The organism is Citricoccus sp. GCM10030269, from assembly GCF_042665635.1.
Classification (GTDB): domain Bacteria; phylum Actinomycetota; class Actinomycetes; order Actinomycetales; family Micrococcaceae; genus Citricoccus.
Map to the genome: position 1 here is coordinate 400,820 of NZ_JBHTCV010000002.1, position 19,348 is coordinate 420,167.

Sequence of the window (19,348 nt, forward strand, 5' to 3'; positions counted from 1 at the left end):
CTGGTGGCGAGGAGCGAGCCGACTAGTCCCCCTTCCGCCGACACCGAGGCGCGGCGAACGGGTATGAGTGTCGGCGCAGAGGTGACTGCCGCCCCTGGACGCGCGACTACGGCTGGGCCACCCCGGTCCGGTAGGCCGTCACCACGGCCTGAACGCGGTCACGGGCCCCGAGCTTGGACAGCACCCGTCCCACGTGAGTCTTGACCGTCGCCTCGGACAAGAACAATCCGGCCGCGATCTCCTGATTCGAGTCGCCGCGGGACATCAGCATCAACACCTCGCGCTCCCGCGGCGTCAGCGACGCCACCGCGGCGGACTCCTGCTGCCAGCGCTGGTCGGCACTGTGATCGCGGCGGAGGGTGGGGGCCATGTGGTCCAGCAGACGTCGAGTCGTCGAGGGGGCGATGACGGCGTCGCCTCGGTGCACCGTGCGGACGGCGGCGAGCAGTTCTTCCGGAGGCGCGTCCTTGAGCAAGAAGCCGGAGGCGCCGGCCTCGATCGCCTCGAGTGCGTATTCGTCCAGATCGAAGGTCGTGAGGACCACGACGCGCGGTCCGTCCGGCTGGTGCGGATCAGGTCCAGAACCGTCCGCCCCCAAGCCTGCCGCCCCCGAGGTCGCTACGTCCGAGCCTGTCGCCCCGGTTCCCTCCGCCGCCGGTAGCAACGCACGGGTCGCGGCGATGCCGTCCATTTGAGGCATGCGGATGTCCATCAGGATCACGTCGGCTCCGCGGACAGCGGGAGAGGCGACGGCGTCGCGCCCATTGGAGGCCTGCGCGACGACCTCGAGGTCGGGCTGGGAGTTGATCAACATGGCCAGTCCGGATCGGACCAGCTGCTGGTCGTCCACGAGGGCGATGCGGATCGGTTCGGTCTGCTCAGCAAGGTAGTCGGTCACGGTTCCATCATCTCGTGTTCTCAGATCACTTTGCGGGCAGAACGAACCGGTTCGTTTTGCCCGCAAAGTGGCGTGGGGGCGGGTCAGCGCGGCGGGTGGGATGGGGACGGGGCGTTAGATCTCTTGGTAGGGAACTGTGGCGTGCACGGAGAAGCCGCCTCCGGGGCGGGGGCCGGTCTGGACGGTGCCGCCGAACAGGGTGATGCGTTCGCGCAGACCGACCAGTCCTTGCTGGGACCCGCGGGTCTCGTGGGCGGCGGCGGCGCCGCGGCCGTCGTCGTCGATGTGGATCTCCAGGCCCCAGGCAGTCCACCGCAACAACACCGAGGCAGAGGCGTTCGGCCCGCCGTGACGCACCGTGTTGGTCAGCGCCTCCTGCACGGCCCGGTAAGCGGCGAGTTCGCCACCGGCGGGCAGGGGCCGCCGGGCATTGCCCTCCACGGCGAAGTCCACGTCCAGACCGGTCAGGCGGACGGTGCTGATCAGGTCGTCGAGGTCCATCAGGCCCGGCTGCGGGTTGAACTCGGTGGCTTCGGGACCGCGCAGGACGCCCAGCAGCCGCCGCATCTCGCCGAGGGCCTTGCGACCGGTTTCGGACACCGTGCCCAGGGTGTCGACGGCCACCGCCGGGTCATGGGCACCGGCGTACCGGCCGCCGTCGGCCTGGGTGATGATCACCTGCAGGGAATGCGCGACGATGTCATGCATCTCCCGGGCAATGTGATTGCGTTCGTCCGCGGCGGCCAATTCGCGTTCCTGAGCGGCCTCGACTTCCAGCTGCCGGGCTCGGTCGCGCAACTGATCCAGGGCGATGCGGCGGGTCCGTGCCAGATCGCCGAACGCCCACGCCGCGAGGACGATCGCGGCTGCGACAACGAAGAACGATACCGCGATGGTCAGTTGCTGCGTGGGGTCGCTGAAGTCGGCGGGATTGTTGTTCCAGGCCCCACCGGGCTCGAACAGGGACAACGGGGCGTAGGCGGTGTTGACCCCGTTGAGCACGGCTCCGACGAGAGCAGTGGCCAAACCGGCGAAGGAGGCCCACCGGGGACCGTTGGCGGCCAGGTTGTGCACCATCATGGGCACGGCGATGAGCGAGGGCAACAGGTCGGGCCCGAACACCAACTGAATCAGACAGAACACCACGGTGATGCCCGCCGCCAGTACGGGCCGCCACCGGCGAATGGCCCACGGCGCGAGCTGGCCGACGGAGCAGACGAACGCAACAGCCTGCTCCACTACTGAGCTGGAGCCAGAGGTCGCCGGAGCTGCAGCCCCGAGGGAGGCGATGGAGAAGAAGAACACCAGGGCGCAGGCGACCAGCACATCCGTCAGGATGGGGTGGTCGCGAAACCAGGTGTCGATGCGGCGCAGGGGGTTCACGGAGTGAGGTCCTCCACGATGACCGCGGCCGGAGCGCTCCTGGTCCGTTCGGCCCCGACGCCGGCCCACAGGCTCACCGACTCCGCGTCACCGGACTGGGTGGCCGCCGCCCGCACAGGCTTCGTCAGGGCATTGATCTCGGGATAGGCGGCCGGCGCGTCGGCGTGTTCGCGCATGAACCGATTCTCCAGCCCGCGCGCCCATCGACCGGAGAATGCCCTCGTCAGAGCGGTCTTGGAAGCGCCGGTGCCGGTGGCGGCACGGTCCAGGGCATCGCGGTGCAGGGCGGAGGTTCCAGCCTCCTCGGCGCGCAGGAACGCGGTGCCGCACTGGGCGGCCGTGGCACCGGCGTCCAGCACCGCTTGGACCCCGCGAGCGTCCATGATGCCGCCGGCAGCGAACACCGGGACTTCGTTCCCGACGGCGGTCCGCACCTGAGTCAGCAAGTCCAGCAGGCCGGTGGCGCCGGGATCGGCGGCCGGGTCGTGGACGGAGCGGTGCCCGCCCGCCTCGGGTCCCTGAAGACAGAGGACGTCCGCACCGTTGTCCAGGGCCGCGACCGCTTCGTCGACCGAGGTCACGGTGACGCCGAGAACAGAGCCGGAGGCGTGCAGACGATCGAAGACCTCGGGGGCGGGCAGACCGAAGGTGAAGGTCACCACGGGCCAGCCATCGGCTTCCACAGCGGCCAGCTTCTCCTCCCACCCGTCCATCGCATCCGGGTCGAGGGGTGTCCCGGTCTCCGTGTCGCCCGGCAACTCCACGCCGAGGCGCTCCGCCTCCGGCAGCAGGCTGGAACGGTACGCGGCCACCTCGGCCGCGCGCCGGCGTCGGGCTTCTGATTCCGGGGTTTTGCGGGAGGTGGGAATCGCGGTGTTGGCCGGTTCCGGGACGAAGAGATTCACCCCGATGGTCGGGGCATGATCCGTGGCCTCCCGGGCTGCGGAGACGTCCTCTGCGAGCTGAGCGGCCGGGCGCATGCCTCCGGCCAGGAACCCCAGTCCGCCGGCGTTGGACACTGCCGCGGCCAGCTGCCAGGTGGAGGGGCCGCCGGCCATCGGGGCGGCCACGATCGGCACCGTGAGCGGCGGAACGGTCGGGTTCGCGGACACGGCGGAGTCGGTCGAGGCAGTGGGACCGCTGGAGGCAGTAGTCATGACTGGATTCTGGCACCGTGTGGAGCGCGGCGAAAACCACCGCGGGTGGATCTCCAACGCCGGCGCCTACGACCCTGGTAGGACGCCGAGTTGTCCCGAGAGATGCTTAGCCGGCCAAGTCCGCAGAATCCGCAGAGTCCGCCGAATCTGCCGACGCGGGCAAGGAGGGGTGACGGTTCCGCAGCTCCACCGACCACTTCTCGCCGGGCTCCAGGGTCTTGTGCCGGCCTTCCACATTGAGGTGGATCGGGCGGGCGGAGCCTTCCAGCCGTTCCACCGTGATGCGGTACTGAGTGATGCGCACGCTGAGTGGCTGTTGGCGGAAGCGGATGATGAACTCCGCACCCGGCAACTCGAGGGGCAACTGCGGATGCAGCCAGAGAGTGTCCGCACGGGTCTCGAGGCCGGCATAGCAGCGGATGACCAGATCCACGGTGCCGGCCATGGCCCCGAGGTGGATGCCCTCACGAGTGGTGCCGCCCTGGGTGTCGGACAGGTCGGCTTCGAGGGCCTCTTCGAAGAGCTCCCAGGAGCTGGACCGGTCGGTCCGGGCCGCCACCCAGCCGTACACCAGACGGGACAGCGTGGACCCGTGCGAGGTTCGCTTGAGGTAGTAGTCCACGGTGGCGCTGAAATCCTCCGAGGTGAAGTGGTACCCCATACGATTGAGGATCGCCTGGAGCTCTTCGGAGGAGAACAGATAGGCGAGCATCAGCACGTCGGCCTGTTTGGACAGCTTGTACCGATTGGTGGAGTCGCCTTCGGCCTGCAGGATGAGGTCGAGACGACCGATGTTCCCGTACCGCTGCCGGTAGGCCTCCCAGTCGAGCTCCAACAAATCCTCGTAGCCGTCGAACTGGCTCATCACGCCACCCTCCTGGAAGGGCACGCGCAGTTTGAGGCTGATGGATTCCCAATGGTCCAGCTCGTCCTCGAAGACGTCGAGCCATTCGGTCAGCGGGTCGTCGAGCCCGTCCAGCCAGCGCACCAGCCGCACCGTCTCGGACAGCACCCAGGACAGCAGCACGTTCGTGTAGGCGTTGTTCCGCAGTCCGGACCCCGGGGTCTCGGGGTAGCCGTCGTGGTACTCGTCCGGACCCATGACGCCGTGCAGTTCATAGCGCCCCCGCTCCGGGTTGCACTGGGTCATTGAGACGAAGAAGCGGCAGATCTCCACGAGCATCTCTGCGCCGTAGTCCGAGATGAAGGTGCGGTCGCGAGTGGCCTCGACGTACCGCAGCACCGAATAGGCGACGGCGAGGGAGACATGGCGCTGCAGATGCGAGTTGTCCGGCATCCACGTCTGGGAGCGTTCGTTCCACAGCTCGGTGGGGGTCTCCTCGCGGCCGTCCGAGCCGGACTGCCACGGGAACATCGCCCCGCGGTATCCCTCGGCACGGGCGTTGGCGCGGGCCTCCCCGAGGCGCCGGTACCGGTACATCAGCAGCCCCCTGGTGAGCTCCGGGCGGCGCAGTGTGAGCATGGGGTACACGAAGATCTCGTCCCAGAAGATGTGCCCGCGGTATCCCTCGCCGTGCAGGCCGCGGGCCCCCAGGCCCGCGTCGAGGTCACGGCGGGATCCGAAGGTGGTCTGCAGAACGTGGAAGGTGTGCAGGTTCAGCGCCAGTTGATGGCGCTGACTGGCCCCGGGTTGCTCGCGCTCGTCGTCGGAGGACTCGTTGAACTGCGCGGATTCGGTGAACTGCGCGGATTCGGTGAACTGCGTGGACTCGGTGAGCTCCGCGGACTGGGTGAGCTTCACGGCGAAGCGCGACCAGTTGATGCCCCACATTTCCTCGTGGTAGGTCAGCAACTGTCGGAAGGAACCGGTCCGCTCGACCCGTTTGGCGGCGTTGTGCCACACCGAGGACACCGCATGGTCGTGGGTGTTCGCAGCAGCAGCGATCTTGTCGAACATCACCGGCACGCCCTGCGTCAGGTTGATCTCGATGTCATGGCCCGCCACCAGGTCCCCCTCCTGAACGGGGGTGCGGAGCGGTTCGGGGGCATCCGCCGGGGACTGGAAACGGGTGCGGGCGGCCATGGCGACGTGAACCCGGGACTGATTCGTGACAGTCGCCGACAGCACCGTCTCCTCATCGAGCTCACGGGAGGACACCGGTTCCCAATGTTCGGAGGCCAGCTCGCGATCGTCGGCGACGTTCTGATTGGCCACCCGGCCATCGATCATCGAACGCACCGTGGCGGTGCCCGACCAGTTCTCCGCTTCCACGGTCAGTTCCATGGCGGCGAGGTGATGGCCGGCGAACGACTGGAACTGACGCGTGCTGACCCGGGTGATGCGTCCCTGGTCATCGCGGAACCGAGTGGTGCGGCTGAGCAGCCCGCGGCGCAGATCGATTTCCTGGCGGTAGGAGATCATGTTCGGATTGCCCGGAAGCAAATCCTCTCCTCCCGGGAGGGTGACCTTCACGTAGGTCCAGTCCGGGGCATTGACCATGTGCTCCGTCTCGACCGTCTTGCCCTGCACCACGGACTTGAGCCGATTGAAGATGCCCGCCACATAGGTTCCGGGGTAGTGGACGGATCCTGCTGTGGTGCCGGGGATGGACCCGCGCGTGCCCCAGTACCCGTTGGCCAACGTGCAGAGAGCCTCGCGGGTCCCCTCTTCTGTGGGGTCGAAGTGGTCATAGGCCAGCACCCAGTTCGGGTCGAACGGCCGAGTGGTCCGCAGATCGATCTGCAGCACGGTGATGTCCTCGACGACCACGTCCGCACCGGCGTCCTTGAGACGGCGGGGATCGTTGGCGCGGTCCACGCCGACCACCAGTCCGAAGCCGCCCATATGCGCTGCCTGCACTCCCGAGGCGGCGTCTTCCAGCACGACTGCGTCGGCCGGTTCCACCCCCAGCTGCTCGGCCGCCAACCAGAACATCGCCGGGTCTGGCTTGCCCGGAAGTCCGCGTTCCAGGGCGGTGTTGCCGTCCACGACGACGTCGAACAGCTTCTCCACCTGCCCCGCCCGCAGCACGGCCGCGGAGTTTCGGGACGACGTGACCAGTGCGGTGGGCACCGCCTCGTGGCGGAGCTTGGTCAGCAGGGCCAGGGACTCCGGGAACACGGTGACGCCGTCCCGGGCCAGGACGGCCTCGAAGAAGCCCTGTTTCCGCGCCGCCATGGCCAGAACGTCAGCCTCGGGCACCACTAGACCGCGCGAGGCAAAGAAAGCGCGCACTCCCTCCTCGCGCGGCTTGCCGTCCACGAAGGTCAGGTAGTCCGCTGCCGGGTCGAAGGGCCGCAGCACACTCGAATCCGCGGCCACGGCTGCGGCATTCTCGGGCAGGGCGCCCACGGCCGCCATGGAGGAATCGAAGAGATCTTTCCACGCCCGGGCGTGCACACCCGCGGTGTCCGTGACGACGCCGTCCATATCGAAGATCACCGCCCGGAAGTGCCGTAGCGCGTGGCGGCGAGCCGGTCCCGTCAGTTCCACGGGGCGGGTCAGTGGATGCATGGAGTCGTCCTGTTCCTCGCCAGATTCCTGCGAAAGGCCCTCCTGGGCACAGTGGCCATGTTAACGACGGGACCTTCCGGCCGTTCAATGATGTCGGGAACGCTCCAGCAGCATGAGCACCTCATAGTGATCGGTCTGCGGGAACATGTCCAGCAACTGGGCCCGCACGGGGTGGTAGGAGCGCAACCGCTCGAGATCGCGGGCCAGCGTGGCCGCGTTGCAGCTCGAATAGAGCACGCGGGGAACGCCGGAACCCTCCAACCAGTCGGCCAGCTCTGGACCGATGCCGCGCCGTGGCGGATTGACCACGACGGCGTCCGGCACCTCCTCCGGCGCCTGAACGGCCGTGGCGTCCCCGACGGCGAAGCGCACCCGGTCCTGCGCGCCCAACTGGCGCGCGGTCACTTGGGCGGCGGCGACGGCGTCGGGCGCGGTTTCGAGGCCCTGCACCGAACGCTGGGTGCCGGGCGGCAGCGGGCCCGAGCCGTGGCGGACCTCGGCCAGCTGGAAGCCGAATCCGCCGACGCCGCAATACAGGTCCCAGACGCTGCGGGTCAGCGTCTGATCGAGCCACGCGGAGGCCTGGGCGTACAAGGCTGAGGCCATGGCGGTGTTCGTCTGGAAGAACCCCTGCGGGCGCTGGTTCAGGGGAATGCCGTTCACGCGCATGGTGAGGGTCTCGGCTCCGGCCAGGTGGATCTCCTCCTCGCCCTCGAGCACGGCACGGTGCTCCGGGAGAATGTTCGCGGTGACGACCTGCGAGTTCGGCAGGGCCTCGAGGAGTCCGGGGACGGCGGCGCGCAAGGCCGGCAACTGATCCGTGGAGCGCAGCACGAAGCGGATCATCAGCCGTTCCTCCGGCGAGAGGGTCAGGATGACGTGCTTGAGCTCGCCGGTGCGCCGGCCGACGTCGTAGGGGATCAGCCCGGCCGTGGTGATGGTCTCCGCAATGGGCGGGAAAGCCGCCCCGAGGGCAGGCTCGTAGAGGCCGCAATCCTGCAGGTCCACGCCCGTACCGTCGTGATGTTTGGGGTGCTGACGAGGGTCGAGGATGCCCAGGCGAGGGTGCTCGGCGCTGCCGGTGACCACCATCTTGGCCTTGTTCCGGAAGGCGGACTCCTGCGAGGGGATCGGTTCGAGCCACAGGTCCGTGCCGTCAGGTGTGTGGGTGCCGGCGACCGGATCCAGCAGCGCGCGGACGCCGGCCTGCTTGTTCTGCAGTTGAAGCGAGTAGGGCACGCCCATGAGGGGACAGGAACGGCATTCGCCGGCGTCGGCGTGGGGGCACTGCATGATGCCTCCAGGATACCGGCGGGTGGACGGCGCGGATGGCTAGAGAGCACGGGGTGGATGGCGAGCGGGCACGGCGGCCCGGGGGCGGCGGCACGCGGGCGGCGTGCATCCTGAACGTTCGCTGGAGTACTGCTCGGCAGTCGCTCCGAGTTTCCGCAGGGTGAGAATCCGGTAACCGTGAGATCAGTCACCGGTGCTAGTTTCGCCATATGCCGACCCACAGTTCTATCGCCCTGCAGTTCCGGGCTGAGGCCTATGACCACCCGGACGGATCAGTGGACGCCGGCACGGTGATGACCTGGATCGATAAGACCGCCTATGCATCCGCCGCCTCGTGGTCCGGGACGAACGTGGTCTCCTCCTACGTCGGCAACATGCACTTCGCTCATCCGGTTCCCGTGGAGACCCGGGTGATCGTCCAATCGCGAGTGGTGCTGACCGGGCGGACCTCCGTGCACGTGCAGACCCGTGTGGTGCTGCCCGAGGTGAAGGACGAGAACGGCAAGTCCACGGTCTCCACCGAGTGCGTCATGATCTACGTTGCCGTGGACGCTGACGGCAATTCCATTCCGGTCCGCCCGTGGGAGCCTGAGACCCCGGAAGAGATCGAACGGGCGCGACTGGCCGAGCTGCGCGGAAACATTCGCCGCGAGGTCGAAGAGGCCATGATCGCCGCACCGCCGCCGGTGGACGAGCTCACCAGTGAGTCGGTGTTCTTGCGCTTCGTCGCCGCCACCCGGGAGGTCTACCCGGGTGAGAAGGTCCAGGGCGGCACGGTGATGCGGTGGATCGACGAGGCCGCCAACGTCTGTGCCTCACGATGGTCCGGGCTGAACGTGGTGGCGGTGTTTGCCGGGGGAGTCCGGTTCTATCAGCCCGTCCGCGTCGGTGATCTGGTCGAGCTCGAGGCGCGACTCGTGCACACCAGCCCGCGGTCCATGCACGTCTCCGTCCGAGCCCGGGCCGGAGACCGCCGTGACCGTGAGCTCAGCCTGATCGCGCACGGTCTGACGGTGATGGTCTCCACCGGAGCGGACGGCCGGGCCATGCCGGTGAGGCAGTGGAGCGCCGAGACGGAACAGGACCAGGCGCTGGAGCGACGTGCGCTGGAGCTGGTGGGTCTACGCAACAAGGCGGCCCATGAGTGGGCCGGCGGCTGACCCTACCACTCTCGCCTTTCCGCATCTGGCGGTCAAAAGTGCCCCAATTTCGGCCCGACTCCCGGGCGTGTTGGGGCACTTTTGACCCCCAGATGTGAGGGGGTTGACCCTGACGCGACGTGAGGCAGTGGAATGGGTGCCATGACGAACGAGACCGACCGGACCCGGACGCAAACCCATCCGGAACTTTCGCTGATGACCGTCGGGGAGACTGCCTCAGCGACGGGGGTCACCGTGCGCACCTTGCACCACTACGACCAGATCGGCCTGGTTTGCCCGGCCGCCCGTTCGGCCTCGGGCTATCGCTTGTATTCCTCGGCCGACGTCGACCGTCTTCAGCAGGTGGTCGCCTACCGGCGTCTGGGGCTGGGCCTCGAGCAGATCGCGGGGTTGGTGGAGAACGACGACGGCGAGGCGCCAGCGGGTGCCGAAGGCCCCGGCCGGCGTCGGGTCCTGGAGCGCCAGCGTGAACTCGTCGAGGAGAAGATCACTGAACTGACGCGGCTCCTGTCCGCGTTGGACACCGCATTGGAGAAGGACATGGACGCCATTCGACTGACCGAGGATGAGAAGCGCGAGCTCTTCGGGGAGGGCTTCAACGATGACTACGCCGCCGAGGCCCAGGACCGCTGGGGCGACACCGAGGCGTGGGCGGAGTCCCGGCGTCGCACGTCGCAATACACCAAGGCCGACTGGGAACAGATCAAGGCGCAGTCCGAGGAGAACAACCAGTTGATCGTCGACGCCCTCGACGCCGGTGCGGCCGCGGATTCTAAACAGGCCATGGCCGCCGCTGAGGCGGCTCGCGCTCACATCGATCGCTGGTTCTACCCCCTCGACGGTGAGTTCCACCGGTGTTTGGGAGACATGTACGTCCAGGATCCGCGCTTCGCCGCCACCTACGAAGAGCTCCGGCCCGGTCTGGCGCAGTACCTCCGCGACGCGATCCACGCCAACGCGGATCGGCACCTCCCCTGAAACGAGCGGTCAAAAGTGCCCCAATTTCGGCCCGATTCCCGGGCGTGTTGGGGCACTTTTGACCACCAGTTGAAGGGGGTGGGGGCTTCATCATCCTGGGATCGGAGCTCGCGATGTCCGCGGTGTGAGGCATGATGGAGATGGACCATTTTCGGGCTCTGATCCAGAACGCCTCGTCGGGTCGTGACGTGCCCGAACGGCGCCCGACGCCTCACCTGAATTCCTTCTGACCCGTTCGTCGGAAGGCCGCGCACGACCCGGAAGCCAAACTCATGCTGTGGAAACTCGTCCGGCACTATGGCAAGCCCTACTGGGGCCATGTCATTGCCGTCCTGGTGCTCCAGTTGGCCGCCACTCTGGCCACGTTGTACCTGCCCAGTCTCAACGCCGACATCATCGACAACGGCATCGCCACGGGCGACACCGGGTACATCTGGCGCGTCGGCGCCCTCATGCTCGGGGTGGCCCTGTTCCAAGTGTTCACCGCCATTGCCGCCGTCTGGTTCGGCGCGCGGATGTCCATGTCCATCGGCCGGGACATTCGTCAGGCGGTGTACACGAGAGTTGATCACTTCTCCGCCGAGGAGATGGGACGCTTCGGTGCTCCGACGCTGATCACGCGTGGCACGAACGATGTGCAACAGGTGCAGATGGTCGTGCTGATGGCCCTGAACTTCATGGTGATGGTTCCGATCATGTCCATCGGCGGGATCGTCATGGCCATCCAGGAGGATCCTGGCCTGTCGTGGCTGGTGTGGGTCGCCGTGCCCATCCTGCTGGTCATCGTGGGCGTTCTGGTCACGCGCTTGATGCCGTTGTTCGAGCGGATGCAGGAGAACATCGACGACGTCAACGGCGTGATGCGCGAGCAGATCATGGGCATCCGCGTGGTGCGGGCCTTCGTGCGCGAACGGCATGAGACGGAGCGGTTCAACCACGCCAACGAGGTGCTGACGAAGACCTCGGTGAACATCGGCCGCCTGTTCGTCCTCATGGGACCGGTCATCACCATGACCCTGCACCTGGCCACGGCCGCCGTGCTCTGGTTCGGTGGTCTGCGGGTGGACGCGGGACAGGTGGAGGTCGGCTCTCTGACCGCCTTCATGCAGTACCTGCTGCAGATTCTGATGGCCGTCATGATGGGCACCTTCATGTTCATGATGTTCCCCCGTGCCGTCATCACGGCCCGGCGCATCGGTGAGGTGTTGACCACCACCGGGTCCGTGCAGGAGCCGGAACACCCGGTGGTGCCGGAGCGCAAGGACGGCTCCATCGAGTTCCGCACGGTGTCTTTCGCCTATCCAGGGGCCGAAGCCGCCATTCTGGACCGGGTCTCTTTCACCGCGGAAGCGGGCAAAAGCACGGCCATCATCGGCTCCACCGGTTCCGGCAAGACCACGTTGGTCAATCTCATTCCCCGGCTTTACGACGCCACCGAAGGCGCAGTGATGATCGACGGCGTCCCGGCCACCGAGATGTCCCGCGAGTCCCTGACCGAGGCGGTCGGCCTGGTTCCCCAGAAGCCGTTCCTGTTCTCCGGCACCGTGGCGGAGAACCTCCGGTTCGGCAAGCCGGACGCCACGGAGGAGGAACTGTGGGCCGCTCTGGATACGGCTCAGGCCACCGAGTTCGTGAAGGACCGGACCACCGGCGAGGGCGAGACCCTGGCCACCGGCCTGGACTCGGCCATCTCTCAGGGCGGTACCAACGTCTCGGGTGGGCAGCGGCAGCGACTGTGCATCGCACGAGCCCTCGTGGCCAAACCCCGGGTGTACCTGTTCGATGACTCCTTCTCCGCCTTGGACGTCACCACCGACGCCCGGGTGCGTGCAGCACTGGCCGACTTCACCGAGGGAGCCACCACGATCATGGTCGCCCAGCGCGTCTCCACCATCACCGAAGCCGACCAGATCATTGTGCTCGAGGAGGGCCGGATCGTCGGCCGCGGAACACACCACGAACTGCTCGAGAGCTCAGAGACGTACCGGGAGATCGTTGACTCCCAGATCAGCGCGGAGGAAGTGGCATGAGCCGGAGCGAGCGAGTAGAAGACCTCTTCCCGAAGGTTCAGCGCCCCGCGTACCGGTCTCAGCAGTGGGACCGGAAGAACCAGCCCGACGTCGACTTGTCCGATCAGGAGATCGCGGAACATCAAGAGAGCGTCGGCACGGACGAGTGGGGCAACAGCAACGCTCCGCGCAAGGCCAAGGCCTTCTGGCCCTCCCTCGGGCGACTCTTCGGCACCCTGCGCCAGCACAAGTTCGGCGTGGTGATGGTGTTCGTCTTCGGAGCCATCTCCACGATTCTCACGGTGTGGGCGCCGGCCATCCTCGGTCAGGCCATGGACGTGATCTTCGACGGCTGGAGGGAAGGGTCGATCGACTTCACCACGCTCTCCAGGATGCTGGCCATCGTGCTGAGCATGTATGTGGTGGCCTCCCTGTTCGACTGGCTCCAGGGCTTCGTCCTGAACGAGATCGTCATGCGGGTGGTCTACCGGATCCGCCAGCAAATCGAGGCCAAGGTCAATCGTCTGCCGCTGAGCTACTTCGACACCCGCCAGCGCGGTGACCTGTTGTCTCGCACCACCAATGACGTGGACAACGTGCAGACCGCGATGCAGCAGGCCTTCGCCTCGCTGTTCTATGCGGTCATGACCATTGTGGGGATCACCATCATGATGTTCGTGCTGTCCTGGCAACTGGCCCTGATCGCCCTGTTGGCGCTGCCGATCGCCGGGGTTGTGGTCGGTCTGATCGGCTCGAAGTCCCAGAAGCTGTTCACTTCGCAGTGGAAGAACACCGGCCGGCTCAACGGTCACATCGAGGAGTCCTTCACGGGCCACGAGCTGGTGACCGTCTTCGGCCGTCAGCACGCCATGCGCGAGCGGTTCGACGAGCGGAACGAGGATCTCTACGAGGCCTCCTTCCGGGCTCAGTTCTACTCCGGGATGATCATGCCGATCATGCAGTGGGTGACGTACCTCGGCTATGTGGGCATTGCCGTCGTCGGGGGTCTGCGGGTGGCCACCGGCCAGATGTCTCTGGGGCAGGTCACCGCCTTCATTCAGTACTCGCGCGAGTTCAACGCGCCGCTGGGCGAGATGGCCGGCATGGCCAACATGCTCATCTCCGGTGTCGCCTCTGCGGAGCGCATCTTCGAGCTGCTGGACGCTGACGAGGAGGACCCCGACCTCACCGAGAAGGAAGAACGCGGGAGCCTGGACCCGGACGACAAGCAGCCGGGTCAGCTGCGCCAACCGGTGCAGGGCCGGGTGGAGTTCGACCACGTGCGGTTCTCTTACACCCCCGAGAAGCCCCTCATCTCGGACCTGTCTCTGGACGCGGCGCCGGGCGAGACGGTCGCGATCGTGGGTCCCACGGGGGCCGGCAAGACCACGCTGGTGAACCTCATCATGCGGTTCTACGAGATCGACGGCGGCCAGATCCGGCTCGACGGCGTGGACATCGCCACGCTGGACCGCGGAGTGCTGCGCGGCCAGATCGGCATGGTGCTGCAGGACGCGGTGCTGTTCGGCGGCACCATCCGCGAGAACATCCGCTATGGACGGCTCGATGCCACCGATGACGAAGTGGTGGCCGCCGCCAAGGCGACATTCGTGGACCGCTTCGTGCACACCCTGCCCGAGGGGTATGACACGGAGATCGAGGACGAGGGTGCCAATATCTCGGCCGGTGAGCGCCAGCTCATCACGATCGCCCGCGCGTTCTTGGCGGACCCGGCGCTGCTGATCCTGGATGAGGCCACCTCCTCCGTGGACACCCGCACCGAGGTGCTGGTCCAGGAGGCGATGGCTGCGCTGCGTTCCGACCGGACCTCGTTCGTCATCGCGCACCGACTGTCCACCATTCGCGACGCCAACGTGATCCTCGTGATGGAGCACGGAGACATCGTCGAGCAGGGCTCTCATGATGAACTGCTCGCGGCGGAAGGGGCGTACTACCGGCTGTACATGTCCCAGTTCACCCAGGGCGTGGACCTGGACGCCGAGGAGGCGGCGGTCTCGGCCAACACCGGAGCGATTCCGTTGGTCGGGACAGAATCCACGTTGGCCGGGGCGGATCCGACCATCACGGGGGCATTGCCCGTGGTGACCGGGGCCGTTCCCACCGTGGAATCGTCAGAGGAGGCGGCCCCGGCTGCTGACGACGGTCGGGCCACCGATGCGGGTCCGACCGGGCGGCGTGACTAGCATGTCCGGCATGACCGACGATCCGCGGCAGGCAGTCCAGCTCGGCCCTTCGGGCATTCCACCGGGGTGGCCTGGCCGCCGGCCGCAAGAGAGAGTGGTGCTCGATCCGGGCAAGCCCACCTGGATGGATGTCGTCACCGTGGTGGCCTACATCGGCATCTTCGTGCTGGGTGGAGCCGTCCTGGTCATGCTGATCCCCGGTTTCCGCGAGCAGTTCACCGGCGCTGACGGCACCCTCAACCAGGGGTCGTTCACCTTCGCCGTCAACCTGATCTCCTACTCGATCCTCACCGTGCTGGCCCTAATCGCGTGCTGGCGCCCCTTCGTGGCCTCGTTCCGGACCTTCCGGCAGCACGGGTTGCTCAAGATCGGGCTCGTCCCGGCGATCTGGTTCGCCTGCATCATGGTCAACGCCCTGCTGGTGATGTCCGTTGGCGGGGACATCAAGAGCGCCAACCAGATCGCGATCGAAGAGATGACCACCCAGGTCGACTTCATCCCGATGGTCCTGGTGACGGTGTTCATGGCGCCGTTCGTGGAGGAGTACATCTTCCGCCACCTGCTCATCGGCAAGCTCTCGCGCTGGGTGAATGTCTGGATCTGTGTGGGCATCTCCATGGTGCTGTTCGCCCTGATCCACTTCATCAGCACCGGCTTCAACTTCGATCCGGTTCAGGTCGTGCCCTACCTGACGCTCGCGGCCGCCATCACCGTGGCCTATGTGGTCAGCGGCAAGTCGCTCGCCTACTCGACGATCCTGCACGTGTTCAACAACCTCGTCTCCATCGTGGTGGCCTACACGATCCTGCCCCTGATGCCCGACGCAGCGTGAACGACCAGCCCAGCAAACAGCCCAGCGACCAGCTCGGCCAGCAGTCCACCGATCAACGCCCGCTGTCTCGGCAGATCCTCTCGCTGGCCGTCCCGGCCTTCGGCGCGCTACTGGCCGAGCCGTTGTTCCTGTTGGCGGACACGGCGATCATCGGCCATCTCGGAGTGGCCGAACTGGCCGGCGTCGGGATCGGCACCACGATTCTGCATACCGCCACCGGCCTGATGGTGTTCCTGGCCTATTCCACGACGCCGGCCGTGTCCCGGTTCCTGGGGGCGGGCAACCTGGGTGCGGCCATGGACCGCGGGCGCGACGGCGTGTGGCTGGCTCTGCTGTTGGGCCTGGTTCTGGCGCTGGCCGGCTGGTTCGCCGCCCCGGGGCTGGCGCAACTGATCGGAGCCGACGGCGCCGTCCACGCGCACGCGGTGGCCTATCTGCGGTGGTCGATGCCGGGCATTCCGGCGATGCTCGGCGTCCTCGCCGCCACGGGCGTGCTGAGGGGACTGCTGGACACCCGGACGCCGCTGATCGTGGCCGGCGTCGGTTTCGGTCTCAACATCGCGCTGAACTTCGCGCTCGTCTATGGGCTGGGCCTCGGTGTGGCCGGTTCGGCCATCGGCACCTCGATCGTGCAGTGGGGTATGTTCGGCGTGTATCTCGTGGTGCTGTTCCCGCGATTTCGCACCGCAGGCACCCGCTTGGCGCCCTCGCCCGTCGGCATGCGCGCCACCGCTCAGGTCGGCTCCTGGCTGTTGCTGCGCACCGTCAGCCTGCGCGCGGCAATCCTCATCACCGTGGTGGCCGCCACCGGTTTGGGCGTGACCACCCTGGCCGCGCACCAACTGGTGTTCACGGTCTTCTCCACGCTGGCCTTCGCGCTGGACGCGCTTGCGATCGCCGCTCAGGCTCTCATCGGCCGAGAACTCGGTGCGGGGCGGACCGAGGCGGCACGGGCGCTGACCGGCACGATGGTCCGGTGGTCCCTGTGGTTCGGCCTCCTGACCGGGGCGCTGCTGGCCGTGTTGGCCTGGGTGCTCCCGCCCCTGTTCACTCCGGAACCGGCCGTCCAAGCTGCCGCCACCGCCGGGCTGCTGGTTCTGGCGGCCTCTCAGCCGCTCAGCGGCTACGTCTTCGTTCTGGATGGGGTCCTGATCGGGGCGGGCGACGCGCGCTACCTCGCGCTGGCCGGCGTCGTGAATCTGGTCATCTATCTGCCCGCGCTACTGGTGCTGTCCTGGGTGGCCGGTGGTGCGGGAATTCCCGACGCCGGCGTGCAACTGGCGCTGTTGTGGTCCGGTTTCGCGGGGGTCTTCATGGGCGCCCGCGCGTTGACGCTGGGATGGCGGGCCCGATCGGAAGCGTGGATGCGCACCGGCCAGTACTGACGGCGAGAGCCTCCGTCCGCGCGGCCTAGAATGGCGGGGTGCCTGCCGCAAAAGCCCCCGCCGAAACCGCCGAGATCATGTGGAAGCCCATTCTGATCCGTGCGCTCATCGCTGCGATCTTCGGCCTCGCCACCGTGTTCCTGCAAGAGCCGGGCCTGCCCATGCTCAAGTACGGACTGGCCGCCTACTTCGTCTTCTCCGGATCGGGGACGTGGGAGTATCTCCGGCGAGATCCGGTGCCGGAAAAGATGCGCGGGCCGCTGTCCATTGCCGCGGCGCTGTTCATGCTGTCCGCGGTGGCGCTGCTCTTCGCGGGGACCGAGTTCATCGCCGGACTCATCGCTGGCATCGCGCTGATCGGCGTCGGCATCGCTGAACTCGTGGCCTGGGCACAACACCGGACACAGTTCGTGCCGGCGCGCGACCAGCTGTACACCGGAGCAGTGGGGATCCTCTCCGGCGTCGGTCTGTTGCTATTCCTGCACTTGGATGCGCACGGAATGCTGGGAATCGTCGGTGGTGGCGCGATCATCATCGCGGTGCTGCTGGCCATCTCCGGCTTCGGGTTCCGTCACGACGCCGGCCGGGCTGCCGAACCGACCACCTGACGGGCTGCCGAACCGACCACCTGACGGGCTGGTTGACGGGCCAGCTCGCCAGGCCACCAACCAGCCGGTTCACCGGCCACACCACACCGTTCTCTACAGCCCGTAGAATGGAGGGGCGTCTTGGCCCGCCGGCCGACGCGCCGCACGCATTCAGCAGGTCACCGCCGGACGACGTTCCACTCCGGCCCAGACCGCAGTACAGGAGATCCGCTCGTGAGCACGCCCACCGCCGGTCCGCAGCCTGAGACACCCCGTCCCGGTGAGGCCTCGAAGGACGGCGACCCGGGCAAGGCTGGATTCCTGCAGTCCATCAAGGGGCCACTGTGGTTCTCCGTGATCCTCGGGCTGGTCGGCGGCATCGTGGCCATGTTCACGGCCTCCGGCGGTACGGACAACCCCTTGCGGGTCGACATCGGCCTGATCGCCTTCGGTGTCTTCTTCATCGCATCTCTGGTGGTCGTAGCTATGCTCCAACTGGCGGCCAAGGACAACCCTGAGCACCTCTCGCGCGGCTCCGGGGTGCACCGCTCCTCCGAGGAGCGCCACCGTCAGGCCGTTGCTCAGCGCCGGGCCGAGGCCCAGAAGGCCCGTGAGGCCGAGGGAACCGGTCAGAAGAGCGAGAAAAGCGAGAAGAGTGCGACTGCCGAGGCGAGCAGTGAGGCCACGGACGGGAACACAGGCGAAGCTACTGGCGAGGACACCGACTCCACGAAGTAGGCGTACTGCATTCCTCATCGGGGGTGTCGTGGGGGACGACCCAGTCAAACGGACCTGACCCGGTGCTCTATCACCGGGTCAGGTCCGAACGACTGGGTGTCATGAGGAAGGGGTCGGCCGGGAACTCCCCGGGCCTACTTCTTCTTATTCTTCTTGGACTTCTTCTTCCCGGACTTGTCCTTCTTGTCCTTGCTCCCCTTGTTGTCCTTGTTGTCTTTGGCTCTGTCTTTGTCCTTGTCCTTCGCCTTCTCTTTCCCGTCCGACTTGTCCGGTTTGTCTGACTTGTCCGGCTTGCCGGCCTGATCGGGTGCGTCCGCCTTGGCGGTCTTCTTGCTCTTGGCAGGCTGGGCGGACTGACCAGGTTTCTCGGCTTTCGCGGGCTTCTCGGCGGCTTCTGCATCGACCGACTGTGGGGCCCGTGCAGGTTCCGGGGCGCTGCTGCCGGCACGGCGGGAGCGGTAGGCCTTGACGTGCGCCCGATTGGCGCAGTTCGCCTCGTCGCAGAATTGCTTGGAACGGTTACGGGTCAGGTCCACGAACACATTGGTGCAGTCCTCTCCGGAGCAGGTCCGGAGTCGGGTGAGCTCCCCGGCCAGCGCGACGTCGGTCAGGGCCAGCGCGATCGAGCTCGACAGGACCTTCTCCGGAGCGTCGGCCTCGCGTGCGGCGGTCAGGACGGCAGGGGTGCGCTCGGACGGTCCCGACGCTGTGGACGTCCCCGATGAGCCGGATGCTTTCGACGCCGCTGCGCCGCGCCGCCCCGAGCCGCTCGTGGTCGCTTCGTGGCCGCCGTCGGGATCCTCCGGAAAGGTGACGTGCAGGGGGCCGGCGCCGGACATGAGCTGATTGATCCCCTCCAGTGCCGCCTCCAGGTCACGCTCGGCGGCGTGTTCCCACACGTCCGCGACGGCGGAACGGAGCTTGCGGACGGAACGGAGCGTGGAGGTGGGGGTCGAGTCCTTGAAGCCCCAGCCGGGAAGAGTGGTCTTCAGGGCGGCGGCGTCGGTGAGCCGTTCGGAGACCTCGTGGCCTCCATGGGGACCGGGGGCAGTGTTGACGAGCGTTGCCGCGTGGGCCAGGCGCCTGCTGGTGGTGACGGAGAACATGGTGTGTCACATCCTTTGCTGCTGACCGGTGGGGGAGAGGAAAGCTGGCACGGTCACAGCACTGTACTGCTCTTTGCCCGGTTAACGACACATCCGGCCACAGCACGCGGTCGGTCCGATGTCCTGGGGTATTTTGTAGAACG

The 19,348-nt window shown here is 67.0% G+C and carries 14 protein-coding genes; 8 read left to right on the top strand and 6 right to left on the bottom strand.

The window, feature by feature from the left end; genetic code table 11:
• Positions 1-106: 106 nt before the first annotated feature.
• The 5 genes from ACFQQD_RS04990 to ACFQQD_RS05010 all read right to left on the bottom strand — a co-directional run bounded on the left by ACFQQD_RS04990 (position 107) and on the right by ACFQQD_RS05010 (position 8,206).
• Positions 107-898, bottom strand: coding sequence for a response regulator (locus tag ACFQQD_RS04990; RefSeq protein ID WP_378086852.1), 792 nt, complete (start codon positions 896-898; stop codon positions 107-109).
• 114 nt (positions 899-1,012) lie between these two features.
• Positions 1,013-2,281: a sensor histidine kinase gene (locus ACFQQD_RS04995; protein ID WP_378086854.1), complete on the bottom strand. Its 1,269-nt coding sequence runs from the start codon at positions 2,279-2,281 to the stop codon at positions 1,013-1,015.
• Positions 2,278-3,438 carry an NAD(P)H-dependent flavin oxidoreductase gene (locus ACFQQD_RS05000; RefSeq protein ID WP_378086856.1) on the bottom strand — a complete coding sequence of 387 codons (1,161 nt, stop codon included), beginning with the start codon at positions 3,436-3,438 and terminating at the stop codon, positions 2,278-2,280. The genes ACFQQD_RS04995 and ACFQQD_RS05000 overlap by 4 nt, the downstream gene beginning before the upstream one ends.
• Positions 3,439-3,544: 106 nt before the next feature.
• Positions 3,545-6,913, bottom strand: coding sequence for a beta-phosphoglucomutase family hydrolase (locus tag ACFQQD_RS05005; RefSeq protein ID WP_378086858.1), 3,369 nt, complete (start codon positions 6,911-6,913; stop codon positions 3,545-3,547).
• Between the two features lie 84 nt (positions 6,914-6,997).
• Positions 6,998-8,206, bottom strand: a complete 1,209-nt coding sequence (locus ACFQQD_RS05010; RefSeq protein ID WP_378086860.1) for a methyltransferase domain-containing protein — start codon at positions 8,204-8,206, stop codon at positions 6,998-7,000.
• A 209-nt stretch (positions 8,207-8,415) separates the two neighbouring features.
• On the opposite strand from ACFQQD_RS05010, the gene ACFQQD_RS05015 reads away from it, so the two are divergent.
• From ACFQQD_RS05015 to ACFQQD_RS05050, 8 genes are all read left to right on the top strand, one after another.
• On the top strand, positions 8,416-9,366 hold the full coding sequence (locus ACFQQD_RS05015) for an acyl-CoA thioesterase (protein ID WP_378086862.1): 951 nt from the start codon (positions 8,416-8,418) through the stop codon (positions 9,364-9,366).
• Between the two features lie 141 nt (positions 9,367-9,507).
• Positions 9,508-10,344, top strand: coding sequence for a MerR family transcriptional regulator (locus ACFQQD_RS05020; protein WP_378086864.1), 837 nt, complete (start codon positions 9,508-9,510; stop codon positions 10,342-10,344).
• A 272-nt stretch (positions 10,345-10,616) separates the two neighbouring features.
• Positions 10,617-12,374: an ABC transporter ATP-binding protein gene (locus tag ACFQQD_RS05025; protein WP_378086866.1), complete on the top strand. Its 1,758-nt coding sequence runs from the start codon at positions 10,617-10,619 to the stop codon at positions 12,372-12,374.
• A complete protein-coding gene (locus ACFQQD_RS05030) occupies positions 12,371-14,557 on the top strand; it encodes an ABC transporter ATP-binding protein (RefSeq protein WP_378086868.1) in 2,187 nt (728 codons plus the stop codon). Before ACFQQD_RS05025 ends, ACFQQD_RS05030 begins: the two co-directional genes overlap by 4 nt.
• A gap of 10 nt (positions 14,558-14,567) precedes the next feature.
• Positions 14,568-15,389 carry a CPBP family intramembrane glutamic endopeptidase gene (locus ACFQQD_RS05035; RefSeq protein WP_378086870.1) on the top strand — a complete coding sequence of 274 codons (822 nt, stop codon included), beginning with the start codon at positions 14,568-14,570 and terminating at the stop codon, positions 15,387-15,389.
• Positions 15,386-16,774: an MATE family efflux transporter gene (locus ACFQQD_RS05040; RefSeq protein WP_378086873.1), complete on the top strand. Its 1,389-nt coding sequence runs from the start codon at positions 15,386-15,388 to the stop codon at positions 16,772-16,774. Before ACFQQD_RS05035 ends, ACFQQD_RS05040 begins: the two co-directional genes overlap by 4 nt.
• A 38-nt stretch (positions 16,775-16,812) precedes the next feature.
• Positions 16,813-17,382, top strand: a complete 570-nt coding sequence (locus ACFQQD_RS05045) for a hypothetical protein (RefSeq protein ID WP_378086875.1) — start codon at positions 16,813-16,815, stop codon at positions 17,380-17,382.
• Between the two features lie 213 nt (positions 17,383-17,595).
• Complete coding sequence (locus ACFQQD_RS05050) at positions 17,596-18,099, top strand: hypothetical protein (RefSeq protein ID WP_378086877.1); 504 nt, start codon at positions 17,596-17,598, stop codon at positions 18,097-18,099.
• Positions 18,100-18,233: 134 nt separating this feature from the next.
• On the opposite strand, the gene ACFQQD_RS05055 is transcribed toward ACFQQD_RS05050, so the two are convergent.
• On the bottom strand, positions 18,234-19,205 hold the full coding sequence (locus ACFQQD_RS05055; RefSeq protein ID WP_378086879.1) for a CGNR zinc finger domain-containing protein: 972 nt from the start codon (positions 19,203-19,205) through the stop codon (positions 18,234-18,236).
• Between the last annotated feature and the right edge of the window lie 143 nt (positions 19,206-19,348).

What these genes read in the sequence shown, in the direction of transcription:
- ACFQQD_RS05010 (WP_378086860.1), bottom strand. Translation starts at nt 8,206, where the DNA reads ATGCAGTGCCCCCACGCCGACGCCGGCGAATGCCGTTCCTGTCCCCTC.
- ACFQQD_RS05000 (WP_378086856.1), bottom strand. Translation starts at nt 3,438, where the DNA reads ATGACTACTGCCTCCAGCGGTCCCACTGCCTCGACCGACTCCGCCGTG.
- ACFQQD_RS05025 (WP_378086866.1), top strand. Translation starts at nt 10,617, where the DNA reads ATGCTGTGGAAACTCGTCCGGCACTATGGCAAGCCCTACTGGGGCCAT.
- ACFQQD_RS05020 (WP_378086864.1), top strand. Translation starts at nt 9,508, where the DNA reads ATGACGAACGAGACCGACCGGACCCGGACGCAAACCCATCCGGAACTT.
- ACFQQD_RS05035 (WP_378086870.1), top strand. Translation starts at nt 14,568, where the DNA reads ATGACCGACGATCCGCGGCAGGCAGTCCAGCTCGGCCCTTCGGGCATT.
- ACFQQD_RS05015 (WP_378086862.1), top strand. Translation starts at nt 8,416, where the DNA reads ATGCCGACCCACAGTTCTATCGCCCTGCAGTTCCGGGCTGAGGCCTAT.
- ACFQQD_RS05055 (WP_378086879.1), bottom strand. Translation starts at nt 19,205, where the DNA reads ATGTTCTCCGTCACCACCAGCAGGCGCCTGGCCCACGCGGCAACGCTC.
- ACFQQD_RS05005 (WP_378086858.1), bottom strand. Translation starts at nt 6,913, where the DNA reads ATGCATCCACTGACCCGCCCCGTGGAACTGACGGGACCGGCTCGCCGC.
- ACFQQD_RS05030 (WP_378086868.1), top strand. Translation starts at nt 12,371, where the DNA reads ATGAGCCGGAGCGAGCGAGTAGAAGACCTCTTCCCGAAGGTTCAGCGC.